Raw genomic sequence first — 25533 nt, forward strand, 5'->3', positions numbered from 1 at the left:
GAGTAGGACGTTGCCAGGCATTTCAAATTATTCCGCAGTAGCTCAGTGGTAGAGCTATCGGCTGTTAACCGATCGGTCGTAGGTTCGAATCCTACCTGCGGAGCCATGGCTCCTTGGTCAAGCGGTTAAGACACCGCCCTTTCACGGCGGTAACACGGGTTCGAGTCCCGTAGGAGTCACCATGTTGGAGAATTAGCTCAGCTGGGAGAGCATCTGCCTTACAAGCAGAGGGTCGGCGGTTCGAACCCGTCATTCTCCACCATTTATATTTCGGAGGGGTAGCGAAGTGGCTAAACGCGGCGGACTGTAAATCCGCTCCTTCGGGTTCGGCAGTTCGAATCTGCCCCCCTCCACCATTCTAATGGGCTATAGCCAAGCGGTAAGGCAACGGACTTTGACTCCGTCACGCGCTGGTTCGAATCCAGCTAGCCCAGCCATTAGAGCCATTAGCTCAGTTGGTAGAGCATCTGACTTTTAATCAGAGGGTCAGAGGTTCGAATCCTCTATGGCTCACTTACTAGCACTCCTATTTAGGAGTGCTTTTTTTGTGTTTTTGAACAATACTGTAATATAAAAGTTTTTAACATATTGTATTCATAATATTTGTGAAAAGGGATAGAATGAGTTTGAAAAGAATGATGTTAAATACTTATTATTTTTTTTAATACAATGTGTTTGTACATATGACAGTTGTCATTATCATTGGTATAATTATGACTATGGAAAAAATATTCGGAGGAGATGCTATGGATTTTTCCAACTTTTTTGATAATCTTAGTACATTAAAAATTGTAACGAGTGTACTGGATTTACTTATAGTATGGTATGTCCTTTATCTTCTCATTACTGTATTTAAAGGAACCAAGGCGATTCAATTACTCAAAGGTATACTTTTTATTGTTATTGGTCAACAAGTGAGTAAAATTCTAAATTTAACTGCCACATCTAAGCTTTTTGATATTGTAATTCAATGGGGGGTACTTGCACTTATTGTCATTTTCCAACCAGAAATTAGAAGAGCATTAGAGCAGTTGGGTCGTGGAAGCTTATTTAAACGTTATACTAATACATACAGTCATGATGAAGAAAAGTTAATTCAAGCAGTTTCAAAGGCTGTTCAGTATATGGCTAAAAGACGTATTGGTGCTTTAATCGTATTTGAAAAGGAAACGGGATTGCAGGATTATATTGAAACGGGTATAGCGATGAATTCTGAAATATCACAAGAACTATTAATTAATGTCTTTATACCGAATACACCGTTACATGATGGCGCAATGATAATTCAAAATTCTAAGATTGCGAGTGCAGCGAGTTACTTACCGTTATCAGATAGTGCTAAAATTTCTAAAAGCCTAGGTACTAGACATAGAGCAGCAGTAGGTATTTCTGAAGTCTCAGATGCATTTACAATCGTTGTTTCAGAGGAAACGGGATCAATATCAGTAACATTTGATGGCAAATTACGTAGAGATATCTCAAGTGAGGTATTTGAAGAATTATTAGCCGAACATTGGTTTGGAACACGCTTTCAAAAGAAAGGTGTGAAATAAGATGCTAGAGAGCAAATGGGGTCTTAGATTTATTGCACTTTTATTAGCAATCTTTTTCTATTTATCAGTTAATAATGTGTTTGGTAACATTTTCAATAATGATAATTTATCACAAAATTCATCTAAAACAATTGAAGATGTACCAGTAGAGATAATTTATAATTCCAAGGATTTACATGTAACTAAAGCGCCTGAGACGGTTAATGTAACTGTTTCAGGCCCACAGTCTAAGTTAATTAAAATTGAAAATACAGATGATATTAAAGTTGCAGTCGATTTATCGAACGCTAAAGCAGGAAAGTATAAAGAGGATTACATTGTTAAAGGCTTGAGTAATGATATCAATTATAATGTTAAACCAAAACAAGCTTATGTCACTTTAGAAGACAAAGAAACAAAAACGATGCATGTTCAAGCAGATATAGGGAAAGATGATATTGACCCAAATTATAAAGTTAGAGATAGTTCTGTTGAGCCTAATTCAGTTAAAGTAACAGGTGGTAGAGAACAACTTAAGAAAATCGCATACTTAAAAGCGACTTTTAAGGATGCAAATAAATTAAGTCAAGACACATCGGATGTTGCAGATGTTACTGCATTTGATAAATCATTAAATAAACTGGATGTTAATATTCAGCCAAATGAAGTAAAACTCAATGTTAAACTTCAAGAGTATAGTAAAAAGGTTAAAGTTAAAATCAAGCAAAAAGGTAGTTTACCTAATGGTGCTAGTTTAGATAATATAACGCTTGATGAAGACGAAATTGAAATTTATGGTAATAGAGATGATTTGCAAGATATTAATGAGATAGAAGCGACAGTTGATCTTGATAATATTACAGAATCGACAGATCAGAACGTTCAATTGCAATTACCAGATAAAGTTAAAAAAGCTGATCCAGATGACATAACAGCACATATAAGTTTAAACTAAAACATTTTATAAAGGAGTATTCATAATGGGAAAATATTTTGGTACGGATGGAGTAAGAGGTATAGCTAATAAAGAGTTAACACCTGAATTAGCATTTAAGTTAGGCCGTTATGGTGGCTATGTATTAGCACATAACGAGGATGCTGATAGACCTAAAGTTTTAGTAGGTAGAGATACACGTGTATCAGGCGAAATGCTAGAATCTGCTTTAATTGCAGGTTTAGCTTCAATTGGTGCAGAAGTTATGAGATTGGGTGTAATATCTACACCCGGCGTAGCTTATCTTACTAGAGAAATGGGTGCTGAATTAGGTGTTATGATTTCGGCTTCACATAACCCTGTTGCTGATAACGGCATTAAGTTTTTCGGAGCAGATGGCTTCAAATTATCAGATGCTCAAGAAGAAGAAATAGAAGCATTATTAGATCAAGAAAATCCAGATTTACCACGACCAGTTGGTACAGATATTGTTCATTTTTCAGATTACTTTGAAGGTGCTCAGAAATATTTAAGTTACTTAAAATCAACAATTGATGTTAATTTAGAAGGATTAAAAATAACATTAGATGGTGCAAATGGTTCTACATCAGCACTAGCGCCTTTCTTATTTGGAGATTTAGAAGCAGATACTGAAACTATTGGTTGTAGTCCTGATGGTTATAATATTAATGATAATTGTGGATCAACACATCCTGAATTATTAGCTGAAAAGGTCCTAGAAACTGAAAGCGACTTTGGTTTAGCATTTGATGGAGATGGAGATCGTTTAATTGCCGTTGATGAAAAAGGCAATATCATTGACGGGGACCAAATTATGTTTGTAATTGGTCAAGAAATGCATAAAAATCAAGAATTAAACAATGACATGATTGTTTCTACTGTAATGAGTAACTTAGGCTTCTATAAAGCACTTGAAAATGAAGGTATCAAATCTAATAAAACAAAAGTTGGAGATCGATACGTAGTAGAAGAAATGAGAAAAGGAAATTACAACTTAGGTGGTGAACAATCAGGTCACATTGTTATGATGGATTACAATACGACAGGTGATGGTTTACTAACAGGTGTTCAATTAGCTGCCGTAATTAAAATGAGTGGCAAACCACTAAGTGAGTTAGCTGCGCAAATGAAAAAGTATCCTCAGTCTTTAATCAATGTTAAAGTTACAGATAAACATCATGTAGAAGAAAATGAAGATGTTAAAAATGTAATGAATGAAGTTGAAACTGAAATGAACGGCGAAGGTAGAATTTTAGTTAGACCTTCAGGTACTGAACCATTAGTTCGTGTTATGGTTGAAGCTTCAACTGATGAAGACGCGCAACGTTTTGCTCAACGTATTGCAGACGAAGTACAAGCAAAAATGGGCTTAGAATAATAATTTTATCTCGTACACTATAAACCTTCAAAGTATACATTAAATTGTAACTTTGAAGGTTTTTTAATAGATATATTGCATTGAAAGTGCTTACATTCTATTGATTGCTATATTGTTTAGTATTAATTTAATAATAAAGATTAATTTTTACCTATTTTTGAAAATTATAAAATATATTTATTTTTATTTTTCGCTAAAAAGGTTGGAAATTGTTTGCATTCATTTATCTGAAAAGTGTAAAATAAATAATATTGGAAGGAGGATAGTATAAAAAAATTACAAAGCGCCAGGGCAATATATATGTGTTTCAATGATCAAAAGTTAAATATGAGAACTATTGTAGAACATATTATATTATTGCAGACGAGGAGAATAGTCATCGAACATATCGGCGGATGCTATTCCGGATGCGGCTCATTCGTTAGCTTATTATTTAAAACATTTAGGTAACTAAATGCACAAAAATAATAAGAATGCCTAAATTTAAAAAAATCATAGAAATATAATATGGCTTAATAGGGTAAATAAGATAAAGATAAAATATCAATATTAAAAGATATTGTCTAAAAGATAATTACAAAGTTGTAAAATCTATTAACCTATTTAAATTTTATATAACAGATAAAATTTTCAAGCTATATTTAACGGAGGAAAAATTTATGTGCGGAATTGTAGGATATATCGGATACGATAATGCAAAAGAATTGCTATTATCAGGATTAGAAAAATTAGAATACAGAGGATATGATTCAGCTGGTATTGCAGTTGCAAATGATAATGGTACAACTGTATTTAAAGAAAAAGGTCGTATTGCAGAATTAAGAAAAGTTGCAGACAATAATGATACGGATGGACATGTTGGTATCGGTCACACACGTTGGGCTACTCACGGTGTACCAAGTACTGTTAACTCACATCCACATCAATCTAATAGTGAACGTTTCACATTAGTTCATAATGGTGTCATTGAAAACTACGAAGAATTAAAAAGTGAGTACTTAGCAGATGTAACATTCCAATCTGAGACTGATACAGAAGTCATTGTTCAGTTAGTTGAATATTTTTCAAATAAAGGTTTAGAAACTGAAGAAGCTTTCTCTAAAGTTGTATCTTTATTACATGGTTCATATGCATTAGGTTTACTTGATAACCAAGATAGAGACACGATTTATGTAGCTAAAAACAAATCACCTTTATTAGTTGGTGTTGGCGAAGGCTTCAATGTTATTGCATCAGACGCATTAGCTATGATTAAAGTTACGAATGAATATAAAGAAATTCATGACCATGAAATCGTTATCGTTAAGAAAGATAGTGTAATCATTAAAGATCAAGATGGTAATGTTCAAGATCGTGATACGTATACGGCTCAAATTGATGCCTCAGACGCTGAAAAAGGTATCTATGACCACTATATGCTTAAAGAAATTAATGAACAGCCAGCAGTTATGCGTCGTATTATTCAAGAATACGAAGATGATAATGGCGACTTGAAAATTGATCCAGAAATTATTAAAGATGTTGCCGCTGCAGATCGTATTTATATTATTGCTGCAGGAACAAGCTATCACGCTGGATTAGTAGGTAAAGAATACTTAGAAAAATGGGCTGGCGTACCAACTGAAGTTCATGTAGCTTCTGAGTTTGTTTATAATATGCCATTATTGTCTGAAAAACCTTTATTCATCTATATTTCTCAATCAGGGGAAACTGCAGACAGTCGTGCGGTATTAGTTGAAACTAACAAATTAGGTTATAAATCATTAACGGTTACAAATGTAGCTGGTTCAACATTATCACGTGAAGCAGATCATACATTATTATTACATGCTGGTCCTGAAATTGCAGTTGCGTCTACGAAAGCATATACAGCTCAAATCGCAGTTTTATCAATTTTATCTCAAGTTGTAGCCAAAGCACATGGTCGAGATAATGATATTGATTTATTAAGAGAATTAGCTAAAGTAACAACTGCAATTGAGACAATCGTTGATGATACACCTAAAATGGAACAAATTGCTAAAGATTTCTTAGAAACAACACGTAATGCGTTCTTTATTGGTCGTACAATGGATTATAATGTCAGCCTTGAAGGTTCATTAAAATTAAAAGAAATTTCTTATATTCAAGCTGAAGGATTTGCTGGTGGAGAACTTAAACACGGTACAATAGCCTTAATTGAAGATGGTACACCAGTTATCGCACTTTCTACACAAGAAAAGGTTAACTTATCTATTCGTGGTAATGTTAAAGAGGTTGTTGCACGTGGTGCTAAGCCTTGTATTATCTCAATGGAAGGTTTAGAAAAAGATGGAGATACGTATGTCATCCCTCATGTACACGAATTGTTAACACCACTTGTATCTGTTGTTACGTTACAATTAATTGCATACTATGCAGCGTTACACAGAGGCTTAGATGTAGATAAACCTCGTAACCTAGCTAAATCAGTTACAGTTGAATAGTTCATTTTAGTTTTAGGAAATAGGACTACATTCATTTAAAATACATTCAATGGAGCAAGATCACAAATTCATTTGGATTTGGGCTTGCTCTTTTTTTATATAACTAACAACACAATAATGTATGCAAGTGATTTTTTGATAAAATATCAGAATGATCTTACAATTGTAATGTTATGAGGTGATATCATGTTGATTTCGATGGAAAATGTACGTCGTCGTAAATGATAAACAACGATATTCTTTATATTTAAAAGATAAGGTCATTGCACATTTTATCAAATAATGCCACAATTTTATAAAAGATACTTAAAGGAGAAAGCGATATGACATTGAATAATATCAAAGCGATTTTTCTAGATATGGATGGAACGATTTTACATGAGGATAATCAAGCTTCAATTAAAACAAAAACAGTTATTGATGATTTAAGAGCAAAAGGATATAAAGTATTCCTAGCAACAGGGCGCTCTTATTCTGAAATTAATCAACTTGTGCCACCTCAATTTGAAGTCGATGGCATCATTAGTTCAAATGGTACAAGTGGGGAAATAAATGGCGATAACCTATTTATGCATTGTTTATCAACTGAAAGTGTTAAACGAATCGTGTCATTAGCGCAACAACAGGAAATATATTATGAAGTATTCCCGTTTAATGGCTCAAGAATAGCACTAAAGGAAGATGAAGTTTGGATGCAAGAAATGATTAAAGGTGATACACCGCCGAATCATGTAAGTGAAAGTGAATGGAAATCTAGACGAGATGCAATGGCTGGTAAGATTGATTGGAAAGATCATATACCTGAAGATAACTATGCTAAAATTTATTTATTTACAACAAACTTAGAGAAAATAACTACTTTCAGAGATGAACTTATTCAGAATCAAGTTCTTTTAAATATTAGTGTTTCTAATTCATCGAGATTTAACGCTGAAACAATGGCGCATCATACAGATAAAGGAACAGGTATTAAAGAAATGATTGACCATTTCAACATTAAACAAGCGGATACACTAGTTATAGGAGATAGTGATAATGATAGAGCGATGTTTGCATTTGGAGGGTATAGTGTTGCCATGAAAAATGCACGATCAGAAATACAAGAAATTACTGATGAGGTAACGGAATTTACGAATGAAGAAGATGGTGCTGCATTATTCTTGGAAAGTAAATTTTTAAAATAATATTGAAAAAAAGGTGGAACCCCGCATTGGCATAGGTTCCACCTTATTTTTATTATTTATCTTTGTTTAGATTTTTACTAGCTTCAACGTTAATATTTTCAGATTTTTGTTCAACATTGCGCTTCATTTTATTTGAATGATCATTTGCAACGTCTTTAGTGGATTGATGCGCTTTGTCATCATTAATTTGTTTATTTAACGTATCATATTTACGCGTTGCTTTGTTACGTTTAGTTTTCTTCTCTTTTGGTGTCGTACTTAATGTTTCACCACGTTTTAAGAAGTACTGTACTACACCCATGATAAGAATATAATAAAGGATTAAACGTAATACAATAATGATGATTTGTGCTACATATAAAATAACTGTAGCAACTTTTTGAGACATATTACCTGTTGCTACAGAAAGAATTGTCCCAAGCGGTTGTGTAATGATAATAATAATTAAATTGATTAAAAGCACAGCAATAAAGAATTTTAACCATGTTTTATGACCATTTTTAATTCCTTTAAAGCCATTTTTAAAGTGAGAAATAGCACTATGATTAGATTCACGCACTAATGACACAGTATAATTAATCATTAATATGAAAAAGAACCAAGATACGATTGATGTTATTAAACCAATGATAATTAAAATTATAATTTGAATCGTTAGTAAAATAGCAATAGCATTGTCAGATGCACTGACTGCTGACTGTAATGATGTAAATAAAGGTGTTAAAGCTAAATTAAATAAATAATTTAATGCTACTATAATTAAGTACATCACGATAAATAATCCAATGGTAATTAATGATAGAAGTAAACTCTTACCATATTTACCTTTTTTAAAAGCTACGACTAAATCACTAAAATGAACATCTTCTCTTGAAATTGCTTTAGCGATAACGTTAATTGCACCTGCCAGTAATTGATAACCAGCAAATACAAAGAATAGTAATCCCAGTAATAAAGCTAGGATCATAATTATTAAATATGGACCCGATGATTGTTGAAATTGTGCTGCTAGTTGCATTTGCATGAAATACTGCATAAAGAAAGTTCTAGCAACAGTAAAAACCGCAAATACTATAATAAAACTTACGATACTAAATAGAATCGTCTTAAGAATTTGCGGCTTAGCATTTTTTAATGCCAAACTATGATATTTGAACAAATATAAGCACTCCTTTACTTTAATATAAATACAATATCAAAATTTATACTTTTTTTAAAATAATATCTAACATATTTCAAGATTAAGTGTTAAAATATGCTAATGATTAAATTTTGAAAGGAGATATCATCATGAAATTCGCGATTATTACAGATGTGCATGGTAATTTCGATGCATTACAAACTGTCTTAGATGATATTGATAATAGAGAAGATATTGATAAAATTTATAATCTTGGGGACAATATCGGAATTGGTCATGAAACAAATAAAGTATTAGATATCATATTTGATCGTGATGATATGGAAATTATTGCTGGTAATCATGATGAAGCGGTTATGTCATTAGTAAATGGCACGCCTTATCCAGAAGATTTAAAGGATAAATTTTATGAACATCATCAATGGATAGAGAGTCATATGGATGAGGATTATTACGACCAAATCAACTTATTGCCAAGATACATTGAAAAAACAATTTGTGGAAAAAAATTACTATTCATTCATTATGAAATTGAAAATCAAAAATTAGAAACTGGCATTGAAGGACAACCATTTAGTCCAATCACTGAGAATAGTAAAGACAATATTATTGAGCTGTTCAAAGATAAAGATGCTGATTTAATTGCGTTTGGTCACAATCATCAGATGCATTTATATGATGATAATGAAACGATTTACTTTAATCCTGGTGCTGTAGGTCTAAATAATGGAGCTAATGCAGTTTACGGTATCGTAACGATTAATGATAATGAGTTCTCAATTGAAAGAATAAAACTTCCTTATGATAATGAAGAATATTTACAAGGTTTTGACGAAAAACAAGTACCAGCAAAGCAACTTATATTTGACCATTTTCTATAAGCAATGAAATAGGGGTTGGACAGAATTCTAATTGAATTCATAGTCCAACCCTTGATTAATATCTAATAAAATCATTTTAATGTGTATGATGATGCATGACACCAGAGCATAATATAGTGTCATCATGTTGATGTTTTGGTGTTTCTAATTGTATCGTCATATGTTGAATATTGAGATGTGCTAAGTCATGTTCTATTCGTTTAAGTAATTGTTCACACGCATCCATCGTTAGTGATTTATCTACGACTGCATGGCAACTTAATGCATTCATATCATTGGAAATGGTCCATACATGATAGTCATGAACATTTTGTATTTCCTCATGATGCATAATGGTGAAAATGACTTGTTCTAAATCAATGTCGGAAGGTGTCCCTTCCATTAAAATGTTAATCGATGATTGTGTAATACCAAAAGCACTTTTCAAAATTAATAGTGAGACGAATATACTTGCAATTGGATCTGCAATGGTAAAGTTAAATGTCCAAATTAGAATTGAAGCGATAATTGCCCCTACAGAACCTAATAGATCTCCAAGAACATGGACAAATGCACCACGCATATTTAAATTATGTGATGTATCGCCACCTCTAAACATGATAATAGCTACAACAATGTTAACGATTAAACCAATTAAACTAATGATAAACATTTCTGTTGATTGAACTTCAGGTGGTACAAAAAATCTTTTAATTGCTTCGACAATGATAATTATACTAATGACAAATAAAGTAACGCCGTTAAATAAAGCAGCTAATACTTCGAAGCGTTTATAACCAAATGTTTTAGTAGATGTAGCATTCTTTTCAGCGTAAATAAAGGCAATCAGCGCGACACCTAGTGAAACCGTGTCACTAAACATATGTAACCCATCAGATAATAATGCTAAACTATTGGCAATAAAGCCACCTACAATTTCTATTACCATGAAAAGCCCAATGATTATAAATGAAATGCTTAGTATCTTTTTATTATTCGTATGAACATGTGAATGTGAGTGCGAATGATTAGTCATATGAATGGTCACCTCTTAGATGTATTGTATGATGAATAGCTTGTTTCAATAACGTAGAAACATGTTAATCATCAAGTGAATAAATTTTTGACTGGCCTTGTCTTAAAGATTTAACAAGTCTTGCTTGTTTGAGAATTTTAAGCTGATGAGACACGTTAGATTGACTTAAATTTAGCGTGTGTGTAATATGCCCAAAACTTGCCTCTGATTGATCTAGCAAGCGAAGAATTCTTAGCCTATTGTAATCACTTAAAGCTTTGAAAATTTCTGTTGTTTGTTTCAAAATAGCTTCTTCGTTTGAATCGTTAACATGAACCGTCATGTGAAACACCTCTTATTAATATATGAATATATGTTCATATATTAACGTAATACATAATGATATTTATGTCAAAAAATGATTGACGTTTTAATTTTCCTGAAAGTGGTTAAAGCAAGGATATAGATTTAATAAGGAGGCCAATTTATATGAGTTTATTAGTTATAGGTGCTAATGGTGGCGTAGGTTCAAAATTAGTTAGACAATTAAAAGAAGATAATGTCGATTTCACAGCTGGTGTTAGAAAAAATGAGCAAGTAGAATCATTAAAACAAGAGGATATTAAAGCAACACTGGTCGATGTTGAAAAAGATAGTATTGAAGATTTAACTCAAACATTTAAAGGCTTTGATAAAGTGATATTCTCAGTAGGTTCTGGTGGCAGTACAGGTGCAGATAAAACAATTATTGTAGATTTAGATGGTGCAATTAAAACTATTGAAGCAAGTAAACAAGCTAATATCAAGCACTACATTATGGTATCAACGTATGATGCCCGTCGAGAAGCATTTGATGCAAGTGGTGATTTAAAACCCTACACGATTGCAAAACATTACGCTGATGAGCATCTAATTAATTCTGGATTAAATTATACAATTGTACACCCAGGTGCTTTAGAGGATAAAGAAGGCACTTCTAAAATTGAAACTGCATTATATTTTGATGGTAGAGGTGCTATACCTAGAGAAGATGTAGCAAGCGTGTTAAAAGAAGTTGCAACATCAGATAATAAATTTATGAACAAAGAATTTCAAGTTGTTTCCGGTAATCAATCAATTCGCGAAGCATTATCTTCATATGAATAATTAAAGTTTAAAGATGACTATTTTGTATACACATTATGTGACTATGTTAAAAGGTGAAAATAAGAAGCATTATTGCTTAATCGCAGTAGTTAACTGGATTGAGTAATAATTAAACCAAATATTCTTAGCGCCAGTCATACTTGTATTAGTGGTCGTGGGCCTAGAAAATTGAACGTCAATCCCACGACCACTTCTTTTATTGTTTTAATAATTTCTATTAAAATAGGACTAAAGTTGATATAATAAAGATACGAGTGATTATATAGGTCGTGTTCATCCTATAGCATGACTATAATTCAACGCTTACATAATTGACTTTTAGGTTTTAATACATATTAAACAGCAAATTATTATTTACTTTAGAAATAGAGAATACGGCCTTTAACGGTTTTAGGGGGTGCAATTATGCCATTATTTTTAAAGCCTGTTTTTCACGAAAAAATTTGGGGCGGTAATAAACTAAAACAATTTAATTACGACATTCCAAGTGAATCAGTTGGAGAATGTTGGGGGATTTCAGCACACCCAAATGGTAAAAGTATGATTCTTAATGGTCCTTATGCAGGACAAACTTTAGATCAAGTATGGACGCAACATAGAGAGCTATTTGGAGACTTTCCGAGTAAGGATTTCCCTTTACTCTGTAAAATCGTTGATGCTAAGGAACCATTATCGATTCATGTTCACCCAGATGATTCTTATGCTTATGAATACGAAAATGGGCAATATGGCAAATCAGAATGTTGGTACATTATCGATGCTGAAGAAGATGCTGAAGTGATCATCGGTACATCAGTTAACTCAAAAGAAGAATTTGAAGAGCAAATCGAACAAAATAAATTCATGGAAACACTCAAAAAGGTAAACGTACAACCTGGAGAATTTTACTTTATTCCTGCTGGCACGGTACATTCAATTGGTGCAGGAATTACAGTATATGAAACAATGCAGTCTTCAGATATTACATATAGACTATATGATTATGATAGAGAACGTGATCAACCTTCTTCTCTGAATATCGATAAAGCATTAGATGTCATTCAATATTCTCAAGAATTATCAAGTATTGTTCCGGAAAATGAAATTATTGAAAATCATAAGTGTAGTCACATTGTGTCTAATGATTTCTTTACGATGGTGAAATGGGAAGTCAGTGGAACGCTAAATTATATGAAACCAAGAGAATTTTGTCTTGTTTCTGTCCTTAATGGTGATGGACAAATGATTGTTGATGGCGAAATCTTTAAAATTCAAAAAGGTTCTAACTTCGTGTTAACTTCAGAAGACTTAGATAGCGTTTTTGAAGGAGACTTCACATTAATAATTAGTTATATCTAATATTTCATTATATAGTTACGTCATTTATTTACTAAAGGAGTGTGAGTGTTGAAACAATTTTTATATATTTCCTTAGTATGTGGTGTGATTGCAGGAGCAGGTGTTTTCTTCAATATGCCACAGTATCCTTCGCTTACGATTCCTAGGGTTGTGGCAATTTTAGGTATTATAAGTGCAATCATTACGTTTAAAGATAAAGAAATCAGTGGGTTACTGAAACTTGGAGGTATTATGATTAATTTAATGCCATTGTTAGGTAGCTTACTTGCACAGCAATAACTTATATAGGGGAAATATTTAGAATTAATTGGTCATTGATTCTGAATGTTTGCTCTATTTTTTTGCAACTTATTAAAATGTGATAGAATATAAAAAAATTAAACATAAAATTACGTCGATATGTTAAGATTTAAAGCATAACTTAAGTAACTTAAAAAATTTAAATATTACAATAAATAGGGATACATATTGATTTATAAGAATACATTTAAAGGAGATCCACTATGGAAGAAGAAATAAATTACTTTTGGCTTAATTGTGGCTATACGAGATGGAATCATAACGAGCCTTTAGTAGGTCAAACAACTTTATTTGAATCTGGCGCCCAGTTTAATCCTACCCAAGGTTTTAGAGCTTTTAAAAAAGCCAAAACAGGTGATCAAGTTATATTTTATCAAGTCCAAACGGATACTGGATTACTTGGTATTGGTGAGATTATTAGCGTACAAACAGGCGCTCAAAATAAAATAAGAGTTGAATTTAAATTTAACGAATTATTAAAGCCATTGACAACAGATTATTTAAAGCGTAGTGAGACACTCGATTTTCGCATGAACAACATGCGTGAAACATTAATTAATCAATTAACTAAAGAAGAATATGATTTAATTGTTTCATTAGGCAAAGGCGAAGAAAAACTTCCACGTTATTTCTTCCTATCTGAAACTGAATCATTTGAGCCAGGTGAATATTATACGATTTATACACACACTTATAATGGCATCAAACGCAATGGCTATCACTTTTACAATCAATTAGAAGTGGGAGATAACCTTGTATTCTATAATAAATACGAGAATCAGTCAGTGGTAGGCATTGGAGAGGTATCTCGACATATTCATGAGAAACCACCGATTCCAGGTAGAACCAATAGTACAGCCATTGAAATATACTATGATAAACATATTACGCCTGTAACTTTAGGTGCATTGAACAAACATCCTAAGTTAAAAAATCTGTATTTCTTACAAGAAAATGCGAAGCAAGCTATCGCAAGCATGAGCCAAACACAGTATGATGCAATTATTGAAATGAGTAACAATGATGGCATCAAAACGCCTTTTGAAACGATTAAGAAAACAGAAATTGATACAGAACATCATGAAGAAGGTATTAAACCTTTCATATTATTAGTAGTAGAACAACGTGAAGAAGGATTGAAAGCAGCAAATAATTTACTACAAAAGACAAATGCTAACCCTGTGATTACGAGTGGGCATCCAGATTTTACGGAAGATATGTTGTATGGTAAGTATTTACCAAATGAAGCTGGTGCATTATATTATCGTGAAGGGTTTATTACACAATTGATGCCTAAAAATGATAAAAGTTACTTAGTCATTGATAACTTTAATAGAATTGATCCTGACATATTTCAGACATATATTAATGTACTTGAAGGGTATGAAGTGACATTACCTAGATATAATAAAGAAGGACAAATGGTTAAGTGGTCAAGAGAAAAAGATTCATTCTACCATTTCAATCCAAACTGGCATATTATTGGCGTAACATATGATCGATTAGAGGATATTAAACGTAAATATTCAAAACAATTTCTTAAATATACAAGAATTGTTAAAGTAAATCATGAATAAATAAAAAGGCTGGAATGCAGAGAACGCCAAGATGAACTATTTTCTATGTTAATCGAATTTGGCTAATCTGAAACAGTTATCATAGTATGGTTATTTTAGTTCTAGTGAGTGGACAATGAATTCGAAAGGAATTCTAGTCCACTTTTTTTATTAGAAATAATATAGATGTAGTCGATTAACTGATATACAACGGCGTCACAATAAAGTTAAACCTTGTCTGTATCACTTTTAGTGTTTAACTTAAGTCAAAACATGGAATATGAATACTAAGAAGTAATGGAAGGTGATAGAAGATGCCAATTATTTATTATGACGGTAATTGTGTGTATTGCTATAACTATTGTATTTGGTTAATACAACATGGACTTCCTAAAAGCTATGAATTTACAACCTTAAAGAGTGAATCAGCACATCATTTATTTGAACAGCATCCAGAAGCATTAAATAAAAACAGCGTTATATTACAACGTGGTCAACATTTAGAATTCAAATCTAATGCTATAGCGAGTCTTATACTTGCAACTACTGATTATAAGTGGTTAGGATTGTTGCTCAAAGTTACGCCACGTCCTATTAGAGATTGGGCTTATAATTTATTTGCTAATAATCGAAATAGAATGTGGAAGACACATTGGCACCAACCTAATGAATATGAAAAAACTTTCTTTATTGACGATAATCGAGATTAATTGATAATTTTTGATTTTAATTGATAATTTCATATACACTAATGATAATAAAATTATTTAAATGATAGTGCAAATTACTTTTCAAATGCAGATGAATGGCTTTTAATATACCATATAAAGGTTTTTAACTTACGCATAAAGTCATCATAAAAAAAGATGAACATATCTATTTACAGATTATAATAATTATAATATAATAATAATTGTAATAAAGAGAAAAAATAGTGATAAACAAGGAGAGAATATAATGAGTCAACAAGATGTAGTAAAAGAATTAAACCAACAAGTTGCGAACTGGACAGTAGCTTATACAAAATTACACAATTTCCATTGGTACGTTAAAGGTCCTAATTTCTTCTCATTACATGAGAAATTTGAAGAGTTATATAACGAAGCAAGTCAATATGTAGATGACTTAGCTGAACGTATTTTAGCAATTGGCGGTAATCCAGTTGGAACATTAAAAGAAAGCTTAGACATTTCAATCGTTGATGAAGCGGGTAAAAATTATTCAGCAGAACAAATGGTAGAAGCATTCTCAAAAGATTTAACAAATATTTCAGAGCAATTAGTTAAATCTATTGAAGTAGCAGGAGAAGCTGGCGATGATGTATCAGAAGATATGTTCATCGGAATGAAAAATTCTGTTGATAAACACAATTGGATGTTCAAATCATATTTAGTTTAATCATAAGGGTGTTATTAAGCACATGACTTTCAATATCGTTCATTGAGATAAGACTTACAATGATCTTAGTAGAGTGATTTGAGTCATGTTCTAATCTTTAAATTTAAGGCACTTCGTTAATTTAGTTTGCTAGTACTTACTAAATGATACGAAAGTGCCTTATTTTTTTAAAATATTTCAAAGTAAAATGATATATAAATACAACGTATTGTAAACGAAAAAACCAGTAAATGAATTTATAAAACTCATTTACTGGTTATTTTGTTAGGGATTATTTCCTAACCTCGTTTATTGTTTATTGTTATTCAGCAACTTCTAATGCAATTTCCATCATTTGCGTAAATGAGTTTTGTCTCTCTTCAGCTGTAGTTGCTTCATCTCTAAGAATATGGTCACTAACTGTGAAAATACCTAATGCTTTCTTACCAGCATTAATTGCATTTAAGTATAACCCTGCTGATTCCATTTCAATACCTAAAATTCCCATTTTTTTCCAATTGTCATTGAACGTTGCATCAGCATTATAGAATGTATCTGAAGATAGTACATTACCCACATGACTTACTGCTCCAATTTTATCAGCAACATTTTTAGCTTTAGTAATAAGTTCGAAATCAGCGATTGGGGCAAAGTGGCCAGGAATATTAAATTGGTCTACATAATTAGAGTTAGTAGATGCTGCTTGAGCAATAATCACATCATATAAATTAACATCTTCTTGTAAAGCACCACATGAACCAACACGAATAATAGTGTCAACATCAAAGAAATTATATAATTCATATGAATAAATACCAATACTTGGTATACCCATTCCAGAGCCCATAACTGAAACTTCTTTACCTTTGTAAGTACCTGTATAACCGAACATATTTCTAACTTCGTTAAATTGTTCTACATTTTCTAAAAAGTTATCTGCAATATATTTTGCGCGTAATGGATCGCCAGGCATTAAAACCGTTTTAGCGATTTTCGCTCCATTTGGTTGAATGTGAGGTGTGCCATTTGTCATTAATATCTTCTCCTTATCATGATTGTTAAGATTAAGATAACATTTGTTTAACTTTTTTGCGAATTTTTGTACTATATACATGAGAGGGCTATATTAATATGAAAAGTTAATATTCTAATTTTAAGGAATATTGATTAAATTTAACAACATATTGGAGGAAACTACTATGAATTATGCAAAATTTATTGATCACACTTTATTGAAGCCGGAATCTACACGTCAACAAATTGATAAAATTATTGACGAAGCTAAAGCGTATGATTTCAAATCAATTTGTGTAAATCCTACACACGTTAAATATGCATCAGAAAAGTTAAATGGCTCAGATGTATTAGTTTGTACTGTGATTGGTTTTCCATTAGGAGCAAATACAACTGCTACTAAAATTTTTGAAGCAGAAGATGCGATTAAAAATGGCGCGTCTGAAATTGATATGGTTATCAATATAGGCGCACTTAAAGATGGAAGATATGAAGACGTTCAAAAAGATATTGAAGGCGTAGTTGGCGCAGCTAACGGAAAAACAGTGAAAGTTATTATTGAAACTGTACTTTTAACAGACGATGAAAAAGTGAAAGCAAGTGAACTAGCAAAAGCTGCTGGAGCAGATTTCGTTAAAACATCAACTGGCTTTGCTGGGGGAGGCGCTACACCAGAAGATGTGAAATTGATGAAAGACACTGTGGGAGACGCATTAGAGGTTAAAGCTTCAGGTGGCGTGCGTAATTTAGAAGATTTCAATAAAATGATTGACGCAGGCGCTACTCGTATAGGTGCGAGTGCTGGTGTTCAAATTATTCAAGGCTTAGAGTCAGATTCTGATTATTAATCATGCAATTGATGTAACAGCACACAGATACAACAGCTTATTTTGAGAGGGGTTCAGAATTATGAGAATGGTAGATATTATTGAAAAGAAACGCGATGGCAAATCATTATCTAAAGAGGAAATTGAATTCTTTATCAAAGGTTACACGGAAGGGGACATTCCTGATTATCAAGCTTCTAGTTTAGCGATGGCAATCTTTTTCCAAGATATGAATGAAGAAGAGCGTGCAGCTTTAACTATGGCAATGGTTAATTCAGGTGATGTTATTGATTTATCAAAAATTAATGGTATTAAAGTAGATAAACACTCAACTGGTGGTGTTGGAGATACGACGACGCTAGTGTTGGCACCATTAGTAGCTGCAGTGGGAGTGCCAGTTGCTAAAATGAGTGGCCGTGGTTTAGGACATACGGGCGGTACGATTGATAAATTAGAATCTATTGATGGATTCCATGTTGAAATCTCTGAAGCGGAGTTCATTAAACTTGTTAATGAAGACCAAGTTGCAGTGATTGGACAAACAGGCAATTTAACACCTGCAGACAAGAAACTATACGCACTAAGAGATGTTACAGGAACAGTTAACTCTATTCCTCTAATCGCATCATCTATCATGAGTAAAAAAATTGCCGCGGGTGCTGATGCAATCGTCCTAGATGTTAAAACTGGAAATGGTGCATTCATGAAAACATTAGAAGACGCTGAGGCTTTAGCACATGCTATGGTTAGCATAGGAAATAATGTTGGTAGAAATACAATGGCTATTATTTCAGATATGAGCCAACCACTTGGTCGTGCGATCGGGAATGCTTTAGAATTAAGAGAAGCGATTGATACATTAAATGGTCAAGGACCTGAAGATTTAACTGAACTAGTATTAACATTAGGTTCACAAATGGTCGTACTTGCTGAAAGAGCAAGTACACTTGAAGAGGCGCGTCAATTGCTCAATGAAGCCATTGAAAATGGTTCAGCACTAGATAAATTCAAAACATTTTTAGAAAATCAAGGTGGCGATGCTTCAGTTGTCGATTCACCGGAGTTATTACCGACTGCCCAATATCAAATTGATTATAAAGCAAAATCAAGTGGTGTAGTTTCAGAGCTTATTGCAAATGAAATTGGAGTTGCTTCAATGATGTTAGGTGCGGGAAGACAAACGAAAGAAGATGACATAGATTTAAGTGTTGGCATTGTGTTGAATAAGAAAGTAGGAGACAAAGTCAATGAAGGTGAGTCTTTATTGACGATTCACAGTAATCGTGAAAATGTTGATGATGTCATTAAGAAACTTGACGAAAGTATCGAAATTAAAGCACAAGCAAAAACACCAACATTAATTCATAAAATAATTACAGAGTAGGAGTGTTAAATATGACGACACCATTTAAAAGAGTGCATTTAATTGTCATGGATTCAGTAGGTATTGGTGAAGCACCTGATGCTGCAGCTTTTAATGATGAAGGTTCACACACATTAAAACACACGTTAGAAGGGTTTAACCAATCATTACCTAATTTAGAAAAATTAGGATTAGGTAATATTGAAGATTTACCAGTGGTCAATAAAGTTGAACAACCAGGTGCGTTTTATACTAAATTAAGTGAAGCTTCTGTCGGAAAAGATACGATGACAGGACATTGGGAAATTATGGGACTAAATATCATGCAACCATTTAAAGTTTATCCGAATGGATTTCCTGATGAATTAATTCAAGAGATTGAAGAAATGACAGGTCGAAAAGTTGTGGCAAATAAACCTGCTTCAGGTACTGCAATTATTGATGAATTAGGCGAACATCAAATGAAGACAGGAGATTTAATTGTTTATACTAGTGCAGACCCAGTACTTCAAATTGCTGCACATGAAGATATTATCCCACTTGAAGAATTGTATGATATTTGCGAAAAGGTACGTGAATTAACTAAAGATCCTAAGTACTTAATTGGCCGTGTTATTGCACGCCCATATGTAGGTGAGCCAGGAAACTTTACACGTACGTCTAATCGTCATGATTATGCGCTTAAACCATTTGGTAAAACAGTCATGAACACATTAAAAGATCATGACTATGATGTTATTGCAATTGGTAAAATTAATGACATTTATGACGGTGAAGGTGTAACAGAAGCAATAAGAACTAAAAATAATATGGATGGCATGGATCAACTGATTAATGTCGTTAAAAAAGACTTTAATGGTATCAGCTTCTTGAATTTAGTGGATTTTGATGCATTATATGGTCACCGCAGAGACAAAGACGGTTATGCACAAGCAATTAAAGATTTTGATGAACGCTTACCAGAATTAATTGATAATTTACAAGAAGATGATTTAGTTATTATTACGGCAGATCATGGTAATGATCCAATTGCAGAGGGTACTGACCATACACGAGAATATATTCCAGTGCTGATGTTTAGTCCTAAAATAGATGCATACCATGAATTATCAGGAGATACTACATTTAGTTCAATTGGTGCAACAATCGCGGATAATTTCAATGTTGAATTACCTGAATTTGGTAAGAGCTATTTAAAAGAAATGGGAGTGGATCATTAATGAAAGTATTCCGTTATTTATTAGGTTTAGCGTTTGGAACAGCTGGTGTACTTCATTTTACACATGAACGTTCATTTAGAAATATCGTTCCAGATTATTTACCATTACAAAAAACGGCTGTTTTAGTAACAGGTGTATTTGAGATTTTCTTCGGTATTATGTTGTTATTAAAACGTCCTGCTAATTGGTTAAAAAAAGGTATTAACCTATTCTTATTAGCTGTATTGCCCGCAAATGTTTACATGGCACGTAAAGAATTACCTTTAGGTGATAAACAAGTGCCAAAATGGGCGCTATATTTAAGATTACCATTACAGTTTGTATTAATTGGATTAGTAAAAAAATTATAAAATAATCAGATCAGAGAGCGGGACAAAAATTAAAATAAATTTGTTGTTCCACCCTAGCTAGCTTAGTTCGGAGATTTTCTTCATGAAAATCTCTTAGCTGGGGCTCTGACAGCAAAGATGACGTGGTTTGAAAAAATGCTTGATTTAAACGCATTTTCAAATCAGTCAACTACAGCTAAAAGAAAAAGAGGCTGAGACAAAATAAAATGTCTCAGCCTCTTTTTCTTTTTAAATATTCACTTTATGAACGGGTAATATTATTTACCTTCACCATATATATCAGACCATTCATTACGTTTATCAAGAAATGCTTGTGCGATTTCTTTTGCACCTTCAAGTGAATGGCTTGCAGCCCAGCCACATTGAACTTCGTTACAAGCAGGAACTTCAGTAGCACTTAACACATCATTTAATGTTTTTTCAATGATACTTAATACATCTTCATAATCATCATGATTAATAAATGACACATAAAAACCAGTTTGACAACCCATTGGACTTAAATCTACAACTTTATCAGTATGATTTCTGATGTTCTCAGCCATTAAATGTTCGAGTGAGTGTAACCCAGGCATTTCCATATGTTCTTTATTAGGTTGTTTGAAACGAATATCGTATTTTTTAATCACATCACCATTCAAACCTTCCATTGTACCAGCTAAACGCACGAAAGGTGCTACAACCTTAGTATGATCTAAATTAAAACTTTCAACGTTCATTTTAGTCATCATAAATCCTCCTATAAGCAATAAATTTAATTATTAAGTTAACGATTTGATTGTATCAATTGTTAAAGGTATTTACAATTTTCAAAATTATAGTCCTAATAGTGGACGTGAAATAAAATGAATTGTGAGAAAATTTTGTAAATACATGGAAATTTAATGACAACCATCTTTAAATCCGATAAAATAGGTAATAATTAACTGATGATAAGAAATATAAACGATTGAAGATAGTAGAGAAAACGATTGTCGTAAAAATAAGGGAGTTATGATTTATGAGTAATAAACAAGAAATTTTAGATTATATAGAGAATAATAAATATGATTATGTTGAAATTAGTCATCGAATACATGAACGCCCTGAATTAGGTAATGAGGAGATCTTTGCCTCTAGAACACTCATTGATAAATTGAAAGCCAATGACTTTGAAATAGAAACGGATATTGCTGGGCATGCTACAGGTTTTATAGCCACTTATGATTCTGGGCAAGAAGGTCCTACGATTGGTTATTTAGCAGAATATGATGCACTGCCGGGATTAGGTCACGCCTGTGGCCATAACATTATTGGGACTGCTAGCGTACTTGCAGGTTCAGCATTAAAACAAGTGATAAACCACATTGGGGGAAAGGTTGTTGTGCTTGGTTGTCCAGCTGAAGAAGGTGGCGAGAATGGAAGTGCCAAAGCGTCATATGTTAAAGCTGGCATTATTGATGATATCGACATCGCTTTAATGATTCACCCTGGGAATGAAACCTATCCAACTATTGATACGCTCGCTGTAGATGTATTAGATATAAAATTCTATGGCAAGAGTGCACATGCTTCAGAAAATGCTGATGAAGCTTTAAATGCACTTGATGCGATGATTTCATATTTTAATGGTGTAGCACAATTAAGACAACACATTAAAAAAAGTCAACGCGTACATGGCGTTATTTTAGATGGTGGCAAAGCAGCTAATATTATTCCGGACTTTACACATGCTCGATTCTATACACGTGCAACAACACGTAAAGAATTAGATGTTTTAACTGAAAAGGTTAATCAAATTGCGAGAGGCGCAGCGATTCAAACAGGTTGTGATTATGAATTTGGACCGATACAGAATGGTGTAAATGAATTTATAAAGACGCCTAAATTAGACGCGTTATTTGAGAAATATGCAAATGAGGTAGGTGAAGATGTCAGTCACGACGATTTTGGTTTTGGATCGACAGATACGGGTAATGTCAGTCATATAGTACCTACGATTCACCCTCATGTGAAAATAGGCTCTAGAAATTTAGTTGGTCATACACATAGATTTAGAGAGGCTGCAGCGAGTGTGCATGGTGATCAAGCGTTAATTCATGGTGCTAAAATCATAGCATTAATGGGATTAGAATTAATTGAAAATAAGAGAATGTTTGATGATGTAGTTCAACAGCACTCTCAAATAAAGGGGCAGTCTAGATGACAAAGAACGAAAAAGAACTAAAATTAACTTTAAGTGATTTATATAATGACAATGTTGTGTATAACTCAAGACCATCATATATTTCAAACCCTTGGCTAAAACCTGAGGAACATCAATCGAATTTCTTAACGGGTCGAGAAATGCTTATTGCAGATTCTATGCCGATGATTGTACATGAGGCAAGCATTACTGATAAATTAGTTCAATTATTTGCTCTAGTCGGAAAAAAAGTTCCAACACATACGTATCAATTTAAAAATCGTGAAACATATGAAGCACTGTTAAATCGAATTGTTCATGAAGAAGGTAAAGCGATTTACTTTCAATATATTCATAGTGATGACGTTGTACCGGATGATTGCTACGCTGTTCAGAAAGAAACATTTGTAGCATTAAACAATAAAGCACGTATACCAGAGTGGACGAATCATAAATTTTTGCCAGAGCGTGAAATTGTATCTATTAATGATTTCAAAGCACGTATTAAAGAATGGACATTTCCATTTGTTATTAAACCTGGAGACGATTTGCCAACAGCAGGTGGATATGGTGTCATGATTTGCTATGATGAAGCGGATTTGGCTAAAGCCACACAACGTATATTAGAAGCTAGTGATGCGACAGATAACCTAATTATTGAACAGAAAATTGAAGCGGTTAAGAACTATTGTGTGCAATTCGCTTATTCTGAAGATATTGGTGTGACCTATTTAGGTACTGCACATCAAATTACAGATAAATATGGATTTTATGCAGGAAATGAAAATGTTCATAATGTTCCACAACAAGTAATTGATGCCGGTCGAGAAATAATGGAAAATGGTGTGAAACTTGGTTTCTTTGGTGTAGCTGGTTTCGATTTACTCCTAGATAAGAACGACGATGTTTTTGCTATCGATTTAAACTTTAGACAAAATGGCTCTACAAGCATGCTATTATTACAAGAGGAACTGAATTCGACATATCAAAAATTTTATAGCTACTTCTCTAATGGTGATAATGCGCATTTCTTTAATACTATTTTAAAATATGTTAAACAAGGCGTGTTGTACCCATTGTCTTATTACGATGGAGATTGGTTTGGAAAAAACAAAGTTAATTCTCGCTTTGGTTGTATTTGGAGAGGCGAATCAAAGGAATCTATAGAGAAGATTGAACAATCTTTTTTAGCTGACCTTGAAAAATAATCATATATTAAATATACAATCGTAAGTCGACAAGAAGTGTATTGTTTAAAATGAATATGAGTTATGAACTAGAGTTGCGTAGGCACGCATATTAGCCTTTTCTCAACTCTAGTTTTATTTTAGGTTCAAAACAAGTATGTTTTAAAAGTACTATCTTAAAATCATCATTTTCGATACAGATATTTGACGGCTTAAGTATTGTCATTTACTATTTTAATTGTTACCAAAATAGAAATGGAGGGTTACGCATTGTCTTACAAGAATGAGACTTATTTTAAAGATGTGCTGATTAATGAAACGTTTTATGTTGCTAGCCAAAATAAAAAATTAATCAGAATAAATAGTAATGATCAAAATCATGTCGGTGTTTGGACTCAAGAAGGACAAGCAGAAGCGTATTTAAAGCATTCAGCAATAGACTACGATCGCGTATTAACAATTGATGTGGATACATTCGTTACCTATGAATTGGATGACTTATTTGATGAAAATGATCAAGTTGTTATTAATCAAACAGCTGAAACAGAAGGACAGATTGTTAACGTTGTACAAATGACTGATGAATTAATGTCAGAATTGGATAAAATTCGCATTAAAGAATTTGTGAGAGATGTAGCTAAAGAAGACCAAGTATTCGGCTTAACAAAACAAGGTGAAAGTCACTTCATATTAATCAGTGATGATAAAGAAGAAAAACCTCAAATTATGCCTGTTTGGAGTTTAAAAAATAGAGCGCTTAAAGTTCGAGATGAAGACTTTGAAGAGTGTGAGTTAATCGAAATTGAAGGCAGCGTATTTAGTGATTGGTTAGATAAATTACGTGATAATAATCAAGCTGTTGCCATTGATTTAAAACCTGGTGTAGTTGGAACAGTTGTTTCAGCTCAAAAATTATCAAACGAATTAACGTTTTAATTTGAATTATGTAGTCATTCGTTACTTTTAGTCTTTATATATATTTAGGTATTACATAATTGATTAATTAAATAAAAAGGAAGAGGCTGGGACAAAAATAATATAATGAAGCTATTTTGCAAATTCGCAGTAGCTGACTGAACTGAGAAGGCGCTTAAATCAAGCTTTTCTCAGTTCTAGTCATCCTTGCGGGCGGGGCCCCAACAAAGAGAATTTCATGAAGAA

Annotated in this window: 24 protein-coding genes and 6 tRNA genes; 25 read left to right on the plus strand and 5 right to left on the minus strand. The window is 32.8% G+C overall.

Translation table 11 applies throughout. From position 1 onward, the window contains the following. Positions 1-31 precede the first annotated feature (31 nt). From KA909_RS07250 to KA909_RS07300, 11 genes are all read left to right on the plus strand, one after another. Positions 32-106 (plus strand) — tRNA-Asn (locus KA909_RS07250). 1 nt (position 107) lies between these two features. Next, positions 108-182, plus strand: a tRNA-Glu gene (locus KA909_RS07255). 4 nt (positions 183-186) lie between these two features. Continuing rightward, a tRNA-Val gene (locus KA909_RS07260) sits at positions 187-262 on the plus strand. Between the two features lie 10 nt (positions 263-272). Then, a tRNA-Tyr gene (locus KA909_RS07265) sits at positions 273-356 on the plus strand. Positions 357-362: 6 nt separating this feature from the next. Continuing rightward, positions 363-437 (plus strand) — tRNA-Gln (locus tag KA909_RS07270). Positions 438-440: 3 nt separating this feature from the next. Continuing rightward, a tRNA-Lys gene (locus KA909_RS07275) sits at positions 441-513 on the plus strand. 233 nt (positions 514-746) lie between these two features. Then, positions 747-1553, plus strand: a complete 807-nt coding sequence (gene cdaA / locus KA909_RS07280) for a diadenylate cyclase CdaA (protein WP_053031531.1) — start codon at positions 747-749, stop codon at positions 1551-1553. A gap of 1 nt (position 1554) precedes the next feature. Continuing rightward, on the plus strand, positions 1555-2487 hold the full coding sequence (locus KA909_RS07285) for a CdaR family protein (protein WP_075109403.1): 933 nt from the start codon (positions 1555-1557) through the stop codon (positions 2485-2487). Between the two features lie 25 nt (positions 2488-2512). Next, the gene (gene glmM / locus KA909_RS07290; RefSeq protein WP_075109402.1) at positions 2513-3865 is read left to right on the plus strand and encodes a phosphoglucosamine mutase; all 1353 of its coding nucleotides are present in this window, start codon (positions 2513-2515) and stop codon (positions 3863-3865) included. Positions 3866-4524: 659 nt separating this feature from the next. Further along, positions 4525-6330, plus strand: coding sequence for a glutamine--fructose-6-phosphate transaminase (isomerizing) (gene glmS, locus KA909_RS07295; protein WP_075109401.1), 1806 nt, complete (start codon positions 4525-4527; stop codon positions 6328-6330). Between the two features lie 329 nt (positions 6331-6659). Then, positions 6660-7514 (plus strand): HAD family hydrolase, encoded by an 855-nt coding sequence (locus KA909_RS07300; RefSeq protein ID WP_228480725.1) that lies wholly within the window; start codon positions 6660-6662, stop codon positions 7512-7514. Positions 7515-7566: 52 nt separating this feature from the next. Here KA909_RS07300 and KA909_RS07305 read toward each other — a convergent pair whose 3' ends face one another. Further along, entirely contained in the window at positions 7567-8673 is a 1107-nt protein-coding gene (locus KA909_RS07305; RefSeq protein ID WP_193839090.1) for a YtxH domain-containing protein, read from the minus strand. Positions 8674-8804: 131 nt separating this feature from the next. Between KA909_RS07305 and KA909_RS07310 the strand changes: the two genes are divergently transcribed. Then, positions 8805-9536, plus strand: coding sequence for a metallophosphoesterase family protein (locus tag KA909_RS07310; RefSeq protein ID WP_070855649.1), 732 nt, complete (start codon positions 8805-8807; stop codon positions 9534-9536). 76 nt (positions 9537-9612) lie between these two features. Here the strand turns inward: KA909_RS07310 and czrB are convergent, their stop codons facing one another. Both czrB and KA909_RS07320 read right to left on the minus strand, forming a co-directional pair. Continuing rightward, on the minus strand, positions 9613-10551 hold the full coding sequence (gene czrB / locus KA909_RS07315; protein ID WP_193839091.1) for a CDF family zinc efflux transporter CzrB: 939 nt from the start codon (positions 10549-10551) through the stop codon (positions 9613-9615). A gap of 64 nt (positions 10552-10615) precedes the next feature. Further along, the gene (locus KA909_RS07320; RefSeq protein ID WP_210130078.1) at positions 10616-10873 is read right to left on the minus strand and encodes an ArsR/SmtB family transcription factor; all 258 of its coding nucleotides are present in this window, start codon (positions 10871-10873) and stop codon (positions 10616-10618) included. 146 nt (positions 10874-11019) lie between these two features. Between KA909_RS07320 and KA909_RS07325 the strand changes: the two genes are divergently transcribed. The 6 genes from KA909_RS07325 (at position 11020) to KA909_RS07350 (ending at position 16268) form a co-directional block, all read left to right on the plus strand. Next, entirely contained in the window at positions 11020-11676 is a 657-nt protein-coding gene (locus KA909_RS07325) for an SDR family oxidoreductase (protein ID WP_193839092.1), read from the plus strand. Positions 11677-12081: 405 nt separating this feature from the next. Beyond that, positions 12082-13014 carry a type I phosphomannose isomerase catalytic subunit gene (locus KA909_RS07330; protein ID WP_193839093.1) on the plus strand — a complete coding sequence of 311 codons (933 nt, stop codon included), beginning with the start codon at positions 12082-12084 and terminating at the stop codon, positions 13012-13014. A gap of 48 nt (positions 13015-13062) precedes the next feature. Further along, the gene (locus KA909_RS07335) at positions 13063-13293 is read left to right on the plus strand and encodes a hypothetical protein (RefSeq protein WP_053031508.1); all 231 of its coding nucleotides are present in this window, start codon (positions 13063-13065) and stop codon (positions 13291-13293) included. A 224-nt stretch (positions 13294-13517) separates the two neighbouring features. After that, positions 13518-14891, plus strand: a complete 1374-nt coding sequence (locus KA909_RS07340; protein ID WP_075109264.1) for an EVE domain-containing protein — start codon at positions 13518-13520, stop codon at positions 14889-14891. A gap of 293 nt (positions 14892-15184) precedes the next feature. Further along, positions 15185-15580: a thiol-disulfide oxidoreductase DCC family protein gene (locus KA909_RS07345; RefSeq protein ID WP_193839094.1), complete on the plus strand. Its 396-nt coding sequence runs from the start codon at positions 15185-15187 to the stop codon at positions 15578-15580. Between the two features lie 244 nt (positions 15581-15824). Next, positions 15825-16268, plus strand: coding sequence for a Dps family protein (locus KA909_RS07350; protein ID WP_142237146.1), 444 nt, complete (start codon positions 15825-15827; stop codon positions 16266-16268). Between the two features lie 301 nt (positions 16269-16569). On the opposite strand, the gene deoD is transcribed toward KA909_RS07350, so the two are convergent. Then, on the minus strand, positions 16570-17280 hold the full coding sequence (gene deoD, locus KA909_RS07355; protein WP_053031110.1) for a purine-nucleoside phosphorylase: 711 nt from the start codon (positions 17278-17280) through the stop codon (positions 16570-16572). Between the two features lie 166 nt (positions 17281-17446). On the opposite strand from deoD, the gene deoC reads away from it, so the two are divergent. The 4 genes from deoC (at position 17447) to KA909_RS07375 (ending at position 21021) form a co-directional block, all read left to right on the plus strand. Then, complete coding sequence (gene deoC / locus KA909_RS07360; RefSeq protein ID WP_075109261.1) at positions 17447-18109, plus strand: deoxyribose-phosphate aldolase; 663 nt, start codon at positions 17447-17449, stop codon at positions 18107-18109. A gap of 61 nt (positions 18110-18170) precedes the next feature. After that, on the plus strand, positions 18171-19472 hold the full coding sequence (locus KA909_RS07365) for a pyrimidine-nucleoside phosphorylase (protein ID WP_193839095.1): 1302 nt from the start codon (positions 18171-18173) through the stop codon (positions 19470-19472). A gap of 11 nt (positions 19473-19483) precedes the next feature. Next, complete coding sequence (gene deoB / locus KA909_RS07370; RefSeq protein WP_193839096.1) at positions 19484-20671, plus strand: phosphopentomutase; 1188 nt, start codon at positions 19484-19486, stop codon at positions 20669-20671. Beyond that, on the plus strand, positions 20671-21021 hold the full coding sequence (locus KA909_RS07375) for a DoxX family protein (RefSeq protein ID WP_193839097.1): 351 nt from the start codon (positions 20671-20673) through the stop codon (positions 21019-21021). Before deoB ends, KA909_RS07375 begins: the two co-directional genes overlap by 1 nt. A 257-nt stretch (positions 21022-21278) precedes the next feature. Here KA909_RS07375 and KA909_RS07380 read toward each other — a convergent pair whose 3' ends face one another. Further along, positions 21279-21749: an S-ribosylhomocysteine lyase gene (locus KA909_RS07380; RefSeq protein ID WP_075109257.1), complete on the minus strand. Its 471-nt coding sequence runs from the start codon at positions 21747-21749 to the stop codon at positions 21279-21281. A 272-nt stretch (positions 21750-22021) separates the two neighbouring features. On the opposite strand from KA909_RS07380, the gene KA909_RS07385 reads away from it, so the two are divergent. The 3 genes from KA909_RS07385 to KA909_RS07395 all read left to right on the plus strand — a co-directional run bounded on the left by KA909_RS07385 (position 22022) and on the right by KA909_RS07395 (position 25308). Continuing rightward, positions 22022-23206: a M20 family metallopeptidase gene (locus KA909_RS07385; RefSeq protein WP_193839098.1), complete on the plus strand. Its 1185-nt coding sequence runs from the start codon at positions 22022-22024 to the stop codon at positions 23204-23206. Continuing rightward, positions 23203-24393, plus strand: coding sequence for an L-aspartate--L-methionine ligase LdmS (gene ldmS / locus KA909_RS07390; protein WP_075109255.1), 1191 nt, complete (start codon positions 23203-23205; stop codon positions 24391-24393). Before KA909_RS07385 ends, ldmS begins: the two co-directional genes overlap by 4 nt. Positions 24394-24642: 249 nt before the next feature. After that, a complete protein-coding gene (locus tag KA909_RS07395; protein WP_053031126.1) occupies positions 24643-25308 on the plus strand; it encodes a DUF2750 domain-containing protein in 666 nt (221 codons plus the stop codon). Positions 25309-25533 lie beyond the last annotated feature (225 nt).

The organism is Staphylococcus sp. GDX8P54P (assembly GCF_017893165.1).
Classification (GTDB): Bacteria; Bacillota; Bacilli; order Staphylococcales; family Staphylococcaceae; genus Staphylococcus; species Staphylococcus borealis.

Excerpts from the sequence above, each read along its gene's own strand:
- cdaA (WP_053031531.1), top strand. The coding sequence starts at position 747 with ATGGATTTTTCCAACTTTTTTGATAATCTTAGTACATTAAAAATTGTA.
- KA909_RS07285 (WP_075109403.1), top strand. The coding sequence starts at position 1,555 with ATGCTAGAGAGCAAATGGGGTCTTAGATTTATTGCACTTTTATTAGCA.
- glmM (WP_075109402.1), top strand. The coding sequence starts at position 2,513 with ATGGGAAAATATTTTGGTACGGATGGAGTAAGAGGTATAGCTAATAAA.
- glmS (WP_075109401.1), top strand. The coding sequence starts at position 4,525 with ATGTGCGGAATTGTAGGATATATCGGATACGATAATGCAAAAGAATTG.
- KA909_RS07310 (WP_070855649.1), top strand. The coding sequence starts at position 8,805 with ATGAAATTCGCGATTATTACAGATGTGCATGGTAATTTCGATGCATTA.
- czrB (WP_193839091.1), bottom strand. The coding sequence starts at position 10,551 with ATGACTAATCATTCGCACTCACATTCACATGTTCATACGAATAATAAA.
- KA909_RS07320 (WP_210130078.1), bottom strand. The coding sequence starts at position 10,873 with ATGACGGTTCATGTTAACGATTCAAACGAAGAAGCTATTTTGAAACAA.
- KA909_RS07325 (WP_193839092.1), top strand. The coding sequence starts at position 11,020 with ATGAGTTTATTAGTTATAGGTGCTAATGGTGGCGTAGGTTCAAAATTA.
- KA909_RS07330 (WP_193839093.1), top strand. The coding sequence starts at position 12,082 with ATGCCATTATTTTTAAAGCCTGTTTTTCACGAAAAAATTTGGGGCGGT.
- KA909_RS07340 (WP_075109264.1), top strand. The coding sequence starts at position 13,518 with ATGGAAGAAGAAATAAATTACTTTTGGCTTAATTGTGGCTATACGAGA.
- KA909_RS07345 (WP_193839094.1), top strand. The coding sequence starts at position 15,185 with ATGCCAATTATTTATTATGACGGTAATTGTGTGTATTGCTATAACTAT.
- deoD (WP_053031110.1), bottom strand. The coding sequence starts at position 17,280 with ATGACAAATGGCACACCTCACATTCAACCAAATGGAGCGAAAATCGCT.
- deoC (WP_075109261.1), top strand. The coding sequence starts at position 17,447 with ATGAATTATGCAAAATTTATTGATCACACTTTATTGAAGCCGGAATCT.
- KA909_RS07365 (WP_193839095.1), top strand. The coding sequence starts at position 18,171 with ATGAGAATGGTAGATATTATTGAAAAGAAACGCGATGGCAAATCATTA.
- deoB (WP_193839096.1), top strand. The coding sequence starts at position 19,484 with ATGACGACACCATTTAAAAGAGTGCATTTAATTGTCATGGATTCAGTA.
- KA909_RS07375 (WP_193839097.1), top strand. The coding sequence starts at position 20,671 with ATGAAAGTATTCCGTTATTTATTAGGTTTAGCGTTTGGAACAGCTGGT.
- KA909_RS07380 (WP_075109257.1), bottom strand. The coding sequence starts at position 21,749 with ATGACTAAAATGAACGTTGAAAGTTTTAATTTAGATCATACTAAGGTT.
- KA909_RS07385 (WP_193839098.1), top strand. The coding sequence starts at position 22,022 with ATGAGTAATAAACAAGAAATTTTAGATTATATAGAGAATAATAAATAT.
- ldmS (WP_075109255.1), top strand. The coding sequence starts at position 23,203 with ATGACAAAGAACGAAAAAGAACTAAAATTAACTTTAAGTGATTTATAT.